Raw genomic sequence first — 10,518 nt, forward strand, 5'->3', positions numbered from 1 at the left:
GCCCGCCAGTCAGCTGTTCAGGCCCTCGACGCAACTCCGGAGTCCGTGACCATGATTGTTCACCACCCCGAACGCCAAAGCCCTATCGACGCCCACGGCATCATCGGCGACATGCGCAGCGCCGCGCTGGTCAACGACAAGGGCAGCGTGGATTTCTTCTGCTGGCCGGAGTTCGACAGCCCGACGATTTTCTGTTCGCTGCTGGACACCCCCGAAGCAGGCATTTTCCAGCTGTCCCCGGACTTGCCCGACGCGCGTCGCGAACAGATTTACCTGCCCGACACCAACGTACTGCAAACCCGCTGGCTCAGTGACCGCGCCGTGGTGGAGGTCACCGATCTGTTGCCCATCGGTGATACCGAGGATGATCGGCCATTGCTCATACGGCGCGTGCGTGTGGTCAGCGGCCAGGCGACTTTCCATCTGCGCTGTGCCGATCGTCATGACTATGCCCGCGCCAATACGCTGGCCCGCCAGGACGGGAAGGACGTGATCTTCGAGGCAGCCCGGCAGCCTCCCCTGCGTCTGAGGGCGGATCAACCCTTGAGCATTGACGCTCACCAGGCGGTCGCCGAATTCACCCTGCAGCAGGAGCAGACCGCCGAGTTCCTGCTCGGCGCCGTCGACGATCCGCGCTTCAAGGAGGGCGCCGCACAACTGTGTGTGGATCGCACGTTGAAGTTCTGGCGTGACTGGATCGGCCAGTCCAACTATCGCGGGCGCTGGCGGGAAATGGTCAATCGCTCGGCACTGGCGATGAAGCTGCTGACCTCGCGCAAGCACGGGGCGATTCTCGCCGCGGCAACCTTCGGCCTGCCGGAAACGACCGGCGGCGAACGCAACTGGGACTATCGCTACACCTGGATCCGCGACGCCTCCTTTACTGTCTACGCCTTCATGCGCCTGGGCTTCGTCGAAGAGGCCAACGCCTACATGCGCTGGATGCGCGGGCGAGTCAGCGACAGCCACGGCCAATCGATGAAACTCAAAATCCTTTACGGCATCGACGGTCGCCAGGAGCTGCCGGAAATGGAACTTGCGCACCTGTCCGGCCATGGCGACTCGACGCCAGTGCGCATCGGCAACCAGGCTTATGCACAGATCCAGCTCGACATCTTCGGCGAGCTGATGGATGCGGTGTACCTGGTCAACAAATACGGCGAAGCCATTTCCCATGAAGGCTGGAAACACACAGTGGAGGTGGTCGATCAGGTCTGCGACACCTGGCAGCAGGAGGACGTCGGTATCTGGGAAATGCGCGGCGAACAACATCATTTCCTGCACTCGCGCCTGATGTGCTGGGTCGCACTGGACCGGGCCATCCGCCTCGCCTCGAAACGCTCGCTGCCGGCCCCTTTCGCCCGTTGGGATCAGACCCGACAGGCGATCTACGCCGACATCTGGGAAAATTTCTGGAGTGAAGAACGGGGGCACTTCATCCAGCACATCGGCGGCACCGGCCTGGACGGCTCGATGCTGCTGATGCCGCTGGTGCGTTTTGTCAGCGCCAAAGACCCGCGCTGGCTGGCAACCCTCGACGCCATCGAGAAAAACCTGGTACGCGACGGCATGGTGTACCGCTACCACAACGAACACACCCGCATCGACGGCCTGCCCGGCACCGAGGGTGCCTTCGCCGCGTGCTCCTTCTGGTACGTCGAATGCCTGGCCCGCGCCGGGCGCGTGGAAAAGGCTCACCTGGAGTTCGAACAACTGCTCAGGTACGCCAATCCGCTGGGGTTGTACGCCGAGGAATTCGACAGTCGTGCGCGCCACATGGGCAACACGCCACAGGCGCTCACGCATTTGGCGCTGATCAGTGCGGCGTGTTTCCTGGACAGGATGTTGAGTGGGGAAAAGGGAGTTTGGCAGCCTTGAGAACCATCGGTCGATAATATGAACAAAGTTGCAAAAAGGTTCGGGTATGCATTGAGTTTCTACTCAAACAGTTCCGGATAGAGAAATGCTTTAAATGTAAGAGCCATCTCTAAACCGCGTCAGAAAAATCCCAAGCAACCCAATCGGCATATCAAAATCAATCTCAGACGTTATATTTATTACGCAATTCAACAATCATTACAAACCAAAACCCGGTCAACCTTACAAATCGACAATCTCTTACACAAGAAAATTTATGTAAAGCACTAAGAACATCACTAGCACTGTCAGTCCGCAAGGAGCGCTTGATTTGGAATTACGACATTTGAGGCATTTCATAGGAGTTGCGGAGGAACTGAGCTTTAGCAAAGCTGCAGCTCGATTACATATTGAACAATCTCCACTATCAAGATCAATCAAGGATTTAGAAAGCGATTTAGGCGTGCAACTCTTTGAACGCACTACTAGATCTACAAGGCTTACTGAAGCTGGCACGATATTTCTGCATGAAGCGAGGCAAATACTACTGGCCGTTGACAAAGCCCGTCTTTGCATAAAAAACCAAAAACATGAATATTGCAGAACTACACGAATTGCCATGATAGAGAGCTTTGTACAATCCAATGCGACAAAGCTCTTCGCTCAATATCAAAAAACAGATCCAAAAATACAACTATGTATATTCGAAACCCCCGAACACCAGGTAGTAGAAGCACTCAAATGCGGAAAATTTGACGCCGTTATTTCACCAACGAATATAGCAATTGAAGGTTTCAAATCCACCCCGCTATGGAGTGATTCGCTAGCAATTGTAATTCCGGTTGGACATCCGCTTTCAGCCAGCAAAGAAATAGGGATTGATAATTTATCTGAATACCAACTTATTTTTTTAAAGCCTCTTTCTTATCACTTCATAAACGAGCATCTAAACCTTGAAAATAAAAAAAGCACAATGAAAAACCTAACCTCCGAGCGAGTATCAAGCTTAGAAATGATGATACTTTTACTATCCTCCGATAGCCGTGTGGGCGTGGCAACACACTCTCAACTTCTTACATACAACCACCCCAAAATCATAATACGATCAATGGCGCCTAACACACCTAAAATCATTTCATACATGACAACTTCAAATCAGCCACCAGAACACCTCAAGTTACTATTTAAGTGCTTACAATTAATTTAAACCCCACAAACGCTTACTTTCCACTCCAGCAACAATTACACATATAGACTTAAAACGCATAAAACCAAGACATAATCAGACTTTCTCCAGCTCAAGAAAAATGTATTTATAGCGAGGCGGGAATGGCCCGCTTATATGGAAATTTCGCCATGAAAAAACAAAACACTCTTAAAACCAAACAGAGCAACATCACCCCTGCATTGGAGATAACTGTGCTCAACTCACCAACAATGCCAAAAAGAGCTCCAAAATTTTTAGTGCAAGGCGACAGCAATCGACTCCGGTACTAAATAGTAGCCCCAAACCCAATCTACGTAATTAGTTGAAAAGGTAGGCCATCACTTAAACGCAGGTACAAAATGATAAACTGTAAAATCAACCGAAAAACCAGTGTTGGCCTACCAACTTTTTCTGACAATAGATATACGTGGATCGATGGGAGTCATCTATCCGTATTAAACAACCCTCACGTCACCTCAACTCTATTCCACAACGAAGATCGGTGGATATGCATTAATTGCGCTCTATCATCTCCAACTAAAAACAGCGAAATTTCGAGACTTAAACACCTCGACCCATCCAGGCTCATGAGGATATATAAAAAATTTGCATCTCTTGAGTCCGAATCGATACTTGTAGAGATGGTCACAGGCCAGCATGGCAACATTATTCGAATTATTTCAAGTAACGAGGGCAGCATACCTATATATTTCTGTCAAAATAAAGAAATTATTCATTTTAACTGGGACTTTAAGGAGATCACATCCACTCGGCAGTCTTTAATATTGGACTTTGAATACCTCATCAAATCAACGTTTGAACCAACATACACCAACCGAACAGCGTTTCAAGGCATTTCCATGCTCACTGCTGGTGCTTCGTGCACTTTTTCAGATGAGACATGTAATTACAAATTTCCCAACACTGGAAAACCATCATATCAAAACATACAAAATATCGAATGCGATGAGGCAGCGCATATTTTCCTAAACTTACTCAAGAAGAAAATAAACCTACAACTTTCAGATCCGAATCAAATAGCTATAGAATTAAGTGGCGGCCTTGATTCATCTACAGTGGCAATTGCAAGCGCGCTAACTCATCCGTCTTCAAAAATCAATACATATGGGGTAATAGTAAGCGATCCACTACTATCTGAGAGCCAACAAAACCGAAGAAATGAAGTTATTAAGCATATTGAAAGTGATGACTATGAGATCAAAATCATGGATCACTTGCCTTCTCTCTACTCTCCCGCTCAGGATAGATATTATTTAAATTCGGAAGCGTATGGAGATGCGTTTGATTCCATTTGGTCCCAAGCAGCGAAAAATGGACATCATACGCTGTTCAACGGCTGTGGGGGAGACGAACTCTTTCCTCAATTCTTAGATGAAGATTTTTCAACCGATCGTTTGCGAAGCGTTAGTGATGACTCATGGAGCCTATACAATCAAATCTTAATGAGCCGCCTTACTCCAAAAGTACAGGATATCTTAGGCTCTTACTTACCACTATGCTCCCCGAAAACCAACGTAGATACCGGCTTAATGCTAGCAATGGCTAGAAGAGCGCCATTACTACTACGCTTCAACTTGATTCCGATGTACCCATTGCGCGACAACAAAATCATAGAATTCTGCAATACTCTCCCTCTAAACTTACGACTAAATAAAACACTACTAACAAATCTTATTTCAAACACCACTCATAGCAGGTTATTTTCAAACTACCCAAAAGAGACATTCATGCATGCAGATGAAACTGCATTGCTTGCACAAAAAAAATTGCTTTTAAATACCTGCAACAAATTTAAAATAATTGAAATAGGATTAATCGACAAAAAAAATCTTGTGCGCGACCTGGAGTCAATTAATATTAAAACCCCCAGATACATATTCGATTATCTTTTAAATATTCTATCCATCGAGCGATTCTTAAAGGCTTATCTATGACATATTCGAATAGCCTTATACACCAAATACTCTACGCTTACGACCTTCAGCCAAACAATATCGAAGTCATTTATAGCGGTATAAACAAAGTTCTTCGAATCACCGCCAGAAACAAAAGATATATTTTTAAAATGTTTAAAAAAAGCGACTTCACAAAGAGCAAAATAGCGTTCGAGCGAAAAATCATGATGCACATTCATTCAAAAAAAATAAATTGCGCCGAAGTCATCTCCCCCATATGCACCACTGAACAAACTTACACATTAGACAACCAGCTCTATTTTGGGATCATGATGCATGAGAGCTTGGGAAAACAATACTCTACAACCATCGACAACAATTACGATTTCTTGTTCGGCCAAGCGCTATTTGAGTTACACAACTGCCCCAAACCAGCATTAAGAAACCCTCAGAAAAACTTGAACAATGCACATCATCTAACTTCAAAGATCGGTAATGACACCCTTTCAGGACAAACAACACAGTTAAAAAAAATAATACTAAACCTGGTTTATGATATAGGTCTTTCCAATCAGAAACCTTTGACACGAACCACTTACTGTATTTGCCATGGAGATGCCTGGCCTGGAAATGCTATCTATCGGAAAAAAGCATGCTCACTAATAGATTTCGAACACACGAGGTTATTTGATCCTACATTCGATATTGCTACTTTTATCTGGTGGCTTACAGGAAGTGAACTTAACGAAGACAAAAAATATTCCATCTGGAAGCAATTCACTTCGGGTTATGGCGACACTGTAAAAAAACTGACAAACAATAAAATCCCCACATACATAAAAACCAATCAACTTAGAAGTCTAATTTTTTTACTAAACAACATATTTGTCAATGACGAAATTCTCGACTATGCACACCAACAAACCTTTAATTTTGTCCACAGACTCAAACCCTATTCAAGTTTCGATAAACTATTGGAGGATTTATGGAAAAGCTAACCATTCGTGACGCCGAACCGAATGATATTGATACGATCACACGTTTCTACGTTGAAGAACATCCTACGCGACACTCATCAGAACTAATAAACCGCACTATTAAATTCAACATACATCAAAAACAAACAACCCCTCCAACTCACTTCCTACTAGCCTGCAACAAGGACAAAATATTAGCACTTGTGATACTTCGTTATCGCCGATCATTAAATGCATATGAAGTTGAATACATAACAAGAAAAACACATAGACATCGTGGAATAGCATTTCATCTAATCAAATTTGGCATGGAAAAATGTATAACTGACGGTTCTTTTCATTTCGTGGCTAACACCTCTTCAAGCAACACCAACAGCATCAAACTTCTGCAAAAACTTCAATTCAAACTTAATGACTCCTCTCTTCATTCCGAATTAAATACTTATAGATTCGATTCAAATTCGAGCAAGAACGATGAAAAAAATTAGCGAGATACTCAAAAAAAACAACTGGGATAAAGTTACGGTACTGCTCAGACCGAAACGCGCCCAGCTTACAATTATCATGATATGCACCGTGACAATTTACCTGACCAGCCTGTTTCTCCCCCTAGCACTACAAAAAGGTATCGATGCGGCTCTTGCACATGAAACCGATAAACTTTACTGGATGCTCGGATTTTCAATAATCTCTACTGCAATCGAGATCGTATTTGTCAACTGGCGGCTAATCACCATTGTCAACCTAGGCGCCTATCTTGACTTTATACTTTCCGCAAGAGTAATAAAAATCATACTTTCTAGAAGCTACACCTCTCAGAAATTTTCATCAGGGCTTATTTTAACTACTACAAACCAAATACAGAACATAAAAAATTTTATCTTGCATACCATTCCACAATCCACTTTAGATATTGGCCTAGCCATAATTTCTTTCTTAATCATCTTTAACTTTCACCAACCGACAGCCTTACTAGTTGCCGGTATTTTATTCTTTAGCACACTCCCCCTGAAGGCTAAGTCCTCCAAACTACAAAACGACATCAACAGTTACAACAATCTGGAAAATAAAAAACAAACCGCAATTTCTTCACTAGCATTTTCCTTGAAAAATATTAAGTACCATGGCCTCGAAAGCTTTTTGCACAGAAAAACGTTACAACACCTAAAGCTTTCCGCTACTTCTTTAAGACAGTTACTCCATACAAGCCGTGCAATTCAAGCATGGAGTTCGATTACATCCCGCACACTAACTCTAGCAGTATTAATTTCTGGTTGTATCGCTGTGAGAGCCAATGAACTGACTTTTGGCGAATTCATGATAATTCAGATTTTAGCGAGCCGATTAAACTCCCTAATTGTTAGCACCAGTGAAATCATAAGTAAATACCAAGAAGCCAAGGCAACACTTACGAAAATCCAGTTTTTGTACGATCTACCTGCTGAGCAAACATTGGAAAAATTTAAACCTGCAGATAGTGATACCGCATCAATTTCTTTATCAAACATCAGCTCTCGACACCAAACCGGAAATATAGCACTTGACAATGTATCATTTAAAGTAAGCAACTCCGGACTTATCGTGCTAGCGGGAGTTAGTGGTTCAGGAAAGTCAACACTCGCCAATACACTCCTGGGCATTTATGGCGTTTCATCAGGCGACATCCATTACTACGGAAAGAACACTTCAACACTCGATACTAGAGACATTCGCAAGCTCTTCAGTGTTACAGACCAAGATAACTACATATTTTCTGGCACTATTCGAGAAAATCTGTGCTGCGGACGTAAAATTTCTGATGATGCTATTTTTCACACTCTCGAACGTGTTGGACTCAAATCTCTAGTAGAAAGCTTGCCTGGTAACCTTGAGTATCCCATTACTGAAAATGGTCGAGAACTGTCCGGTGGACAAAAGCAACGAATCTGTCTGGCTCGTGCATTTTTAAAAGGGAATAGGATTTATATTCTCGACGAACCCACATCGGCTTTAGATAGTGAAGCTTCTGCTGGTGTGGTTAGAAATTTACTGGATATGCGCAGTGACAATCTCGTAATCTGCATTACGCACGACCCCAAAATAATGAATAGCTCCGATAAAATTATTTTAATGCACGAGGGTTCGATTCACGCAATTGGCAGCCATTTTGAATTAATTGAATCATGTCCTGAATACAAATATATATACAACAGCGTTAGAAAATAATTAGTCCTTCAGATACAAATTTATGTTTCATCTGCTTTACATAAAACCAACCCTTATAATCACCGAACACCAACGCTCCATACTCCTGCAGATTGACACCCGACAAAAGATTAATAAAAGAGTGAATTTACGCCGCTACGGTAACTATTCCTACACTCTGAAAGACCTTGTTGCCAGTCGCCGCAACCCCACCTAACATTTCGTTTCAACGGGTACAGCGGAGCTGTCCATCACAACCCGAATTCAAGGAACCGGAATGACCCAACGCATCCACCGCAGTATCGACCTTCCCCTTAGAACCGGCCTGAACCGCGACGAACTCTGGGAAGCCCACGACAAGGGCCTGATCAAATGCTGGGAAATCGGCCGCCAGCGCGCCGCCCGCTTCCCGGACTTGGCCAGGCAATGCCTGGCCGGCGAACTTCCGGTACTGGGCTGGAAAGGCGGCGTCAGTCGCAGCCTGAAAAAGCTCGAGAAATATGGATCGCTCAAATACCTCGCCCAATGGCAGGGCCTACGCGGCGAGGATCTGGATGTGGACCTGAACGAAGAACGGGCGCTGACCTGTTCACGTACGCGGATGGTGGTGACGTTTACGCCGGAGCGGGCGAAGTATTTCAATCAGGTGTCGGAGATGGAGGCTCCATAGGAGGTAGCCACACTCACGACGTTACCGGATCTGCTGCGGCGAACCGCTCACGATAGGCCTGCGGTGTCACATCCATGGCCCGCTGGAAGCTGCGACGCAGGGTTTCTTCGCTGCCGAAGCCGCATTGCAGGGCGATCCGTTTGATGGGCAGGCCCGTATCGCCGAGCAGCCGCCGCGCGGTTTCGACGCGAATCTGTTCGATAGCCCGGGCCGGGGTCTGGCCGGTGTCGGCGCGGTAATGGCGGATAAAACTGCGCTCGCTCATGCCGGCCTGTTGGGCCAGGGTCGGGATACCGAGATCCTTGGTGAGGTTTTCGCTGATCCAGGCATGAAGTTCGTCGAATCGGTTGCCTTCATTTTGCAAGGATAGGGTCACGCTGAACTGCGACTGGCCACCGGGTCGTTTCAGGAACACCACCAGTTGCCGGGCGACTGCCAGGGCCATGTTACGACCCAGGTCGGCTTCGACCATTGCCAGCGCCAGATCGATGCCGGCGGTAACGCCTGCCGAGGTCCAGACCGGACCGTCGTTGATGAAAATCGGATTGGGTTCGACCTGCAATCGCGGGTGTTTTTGCGCCAATTGCTCGCAACGGCTCCAGTGCGTCACCACGCGCCGCCCATCGAGCCAGCCGCTGGCCGCCAGCAGGAACGCCCCGGTGCACACCGATGACACCCGGCGGCACTGCGCTGCATGGTTGCGCACCCAGTTCACCAGTGGCGAATCTTGCGCCGCGGCATAGACGCCCCAGCCACCGGCGATGATCAAGGTATCGCTGCCCTGCTCCGGCAGCGGTTCGGTCAGCAACGCCAAACCCGCCGACGACGTCACTGCCCCGCCACCACTGGCAATCACCGAGGGTGCATAGGGGGCCGGCAAACCTTGCTGCCTTGCAATGTCGTTGGCCGAGGCGAACACCTGCAGGGGCCCGGTGACGTCGAGCAATTGCACATCGGCGAATGCGAGTACATGGATGGTTTTGGGCATTTTGGCGTAATTCGTGGGGTGATTGGCGTATACGCCAAATCCTAGGCGCCTACAGTACAGGCGTCCACCCACTTCAGGAGAAATGCACCATGACCTTGCAGATCGGTTTTCTAGTGTTTCCACAGGTACAGCAGCTGGACCTGACCGGTCCTTACGATGTGTTGGCCTCGTTGCCGGATGTGAAAGTGCATCTGATCTGGAAGGACCTGATGCCCGTCACCGCCAGCACCGGGTTGCTGCTCAAACCGAGCATCACCTTCGATGACTGCCCGGCGCTGGATGTGATTTGCGTACCTGGCGGCAGTGGCGTCGGACCCTTGATGGAAGACGAGCAAACCCTGGCGTTCATCAAGGAACAGGCGGCCAATGCGCGATACATCACTTCGGTCTGCACAGGTTCCCTGGTGCTTGGTGCGGCGGGCTTACTGATGGGGAAACGCGCGACCACCCATTGGGCCTATCACGAGTTGCTGGCGCCTCTGGGCGCGACGGCGGTGAAGGATCGGGTGGTGCGCGATGGCAATCTGTTGACCGGCGGCGGCATCACCGCCGGTATCGATTTTGCCCTGACCCTGGCCGCGGAGCTGTTCGACCGGGACACCGCCGAATTGGTGCAACTGCAACTGGAATACGCACCCGCCCCGCCGTTCCAGGCCGGCAGCCCGGAAACGGCGCCAGCCCATATCCTGGAGGAGGCCCGCAAACGCGCCGCCGGATCG

The 10,518-nt window shown here is 47.8% G+C and carries 9 protein-coding genes; 8 read left to right on the forward strand and 1 reads right to left on the reverse strand.

Annotated features, from left to right (window positions below; genetic code table 11):
• The first annotated feature begins 54 nt into the window (after window positions 1–54).
• From ACQKP2_RS20610 to ACQKP2_RS20640, 7 genes are all read left to right on the forward strand, one after another.
• Window positions 55–1,878 carry a glycoside hydrolase family 15 protein gene (locus ACQKP2_RS20610; RefSeq protein WP_427579038.1) on the forward strand — a complete coding sequence of 608 codons (1,824 nt, stop codon included), beginning with the start codon at window positions 55–57 and terminating at the stop codon, window positions 1,876–1,878.
• A gap of 310 nt (window positions 1,879–2,188) precedes the next feature.
• The gene (locus ACQKP2_RS20615) at window positions 2,189–3,064 is read left to right on the forward strand and encodes a LysR family transcriptional regulator (RefSeq protein ID WP_427579029.1); all 876 of its coding nucleotides are present in this window, start codon (window positions 2,189–2,191) and stop codon (window positions 3,062–3,064) included.
• 641 nt (window positions 3,065–3,705) lie between these two features.
• The gene (locus tag ACQKP2_RS20620; protein ID WP_427579030.1) at window positions 3,706–5,019 is read left to right on the forward strand and encodes an asparagine synthase-related protein; all 1,314 of its coding nucleotides are present in this window, start codon (window positions 3,706–3,708) and stop codon (window positions 5,017–5,019) included.
• A complete protein-coding gene (locus ACQKP2_RS20625; protein ID WP_427579032.1) occupies window positions 5,016–5,978 on the forward strand; it encodes a phosphotransferase in 963 nt (320 codons plus the stop codon). Before ACQKP2_RS20620 ends, ACQKP2_RS20625 begins: the two co-directional genes overlap by 4 nt.
• Complete coding sequence (locus ACQKP2_RS20630; RefSeq protein ID WP_427579033.1) at window positions 5,966–6,445, forward strand: N-acetyltransferase family protein; 480 nt, start codon at window positions 5,966–5,968, stop codon at window positions 6,443–6,445. Before ACQKP2_RS20625 ends, ACQKP2_RS20630 begins: the two co-directional genes overlap by 13 nt.
• On the forward strand, window positions 6,432–8,162 hold the full coding sequence (locus tag ACQKP2_RS20635) for an ATP-binding cassette domain-containing protein (RefSeq protein WP_427579034.1): 1,731 nt from the start codon (window positions 6,432–6,434) through the stop codon (window positions 8,160–8,162). Before ACQKP2_RS20630 ends, ACQKP2_RS20635 begins: the two co-directional genes overlap by 14 nt.
• Window positions 8,163–8,418: 256 nt before the next feature.
• On the forward strand, window positions 8,419–8,811 hold the full coding sequence (locus ACQKP2_RS20640; RefSeq protein WP_427579035.1) for a hypothetical protein: 393 nt from the start codon (window positions 8,419–8,421) through the stop codon (window positions 8,809–8,811).
• Between the two features lie 13 nt (window positions 8,812–8,824).
• Here the strand turns inward: ACQKP2_RS20640 and ACQKP2_RS20645 are convergent, their stop codons facing one another.
• Window positions 8,825–9,799 carry a GlxA family transcriptional regulator gene (locus tag ACQKP2_RS20645; RefSeq protein ID WP_427579036.1) on the reverse strand — a complete coding sequence of 325 codons (975 nt, stop codon included), beginning with the start codon at window positions 9,797–9,799 and terminating at the stop codon, window positions 8,825–8,827.
• 89 nt (window positions 9,800–9,888) lie between these two features.
• On the opposite strand from ACQKP2_RS20645, the gene inhA reads away from it, so the two are divergent.
• Window positions 9,889–10,518: isonitrile hydratase (inhA, locus tag ACQKP2_RS20650; protein ID WP_427579037.1), on the forward strand; the 630-nt coding region annotated here is incomplete at its 3' end.

Origin of the sequence: Pseudomonas sp. NPDC089569 (assembly GCF_050280625.1) — a bacterium.
GTDB lineage: Bacteria > Pseudomonadota > Gammaproteobacteria > Pseudomonadales > Pseudomonadaceae > Aquipseudomonas.

What these genes read in the sequence shown, in the direction of transcription:
- ACQKP2_RS20635 (WP_427579034.1), top strand. Translation starts at nt 6,432, where the DNA reads ATGAAAAAAATTAGCGAGATACTCAAAAAAAACAACTGGGATAAAGTT.
- ACQKP2_RS20630 (WP_427579033.1), top strand. Translation starts at nt 5,966, where the DNA reads ATGGAAAAGCTAACCATTCGTGACGCCGAACCGAATGATATTGATACG.
- ACQKP2_RS20625 (WP_427579032.1), top strand. Translation starts at nt 5,016, where the DNA reads ATGACATATTCGAATAGCCTTATACACCAAATACTCTACGCTTACGAC.
- ACQKP2_RS20645 (WP_427579036.1), bottom strand. Translation starts at nt 9,799, where the DNA reads ATGCCCAAAACCATCCATGTACTCGCATTCGCCGATGTGCAATTGCTC.
- ACQKP2_RS20640 (WP_427579035.1), top strand. Translation starts at nt 8,419, where the DNA reads ATGACCCAACGCATCCACCGCAGTATCGACCTTCCCCTTAGAACCGGC.
- ACQKP2_RS20620 (WP_427579030.1), top strand. Translation starts at nt 3,706, where the DNA reads ATGGTCACAGGCCAGCATGGCAACATTATTCGAATTATTTCAAGTAAC.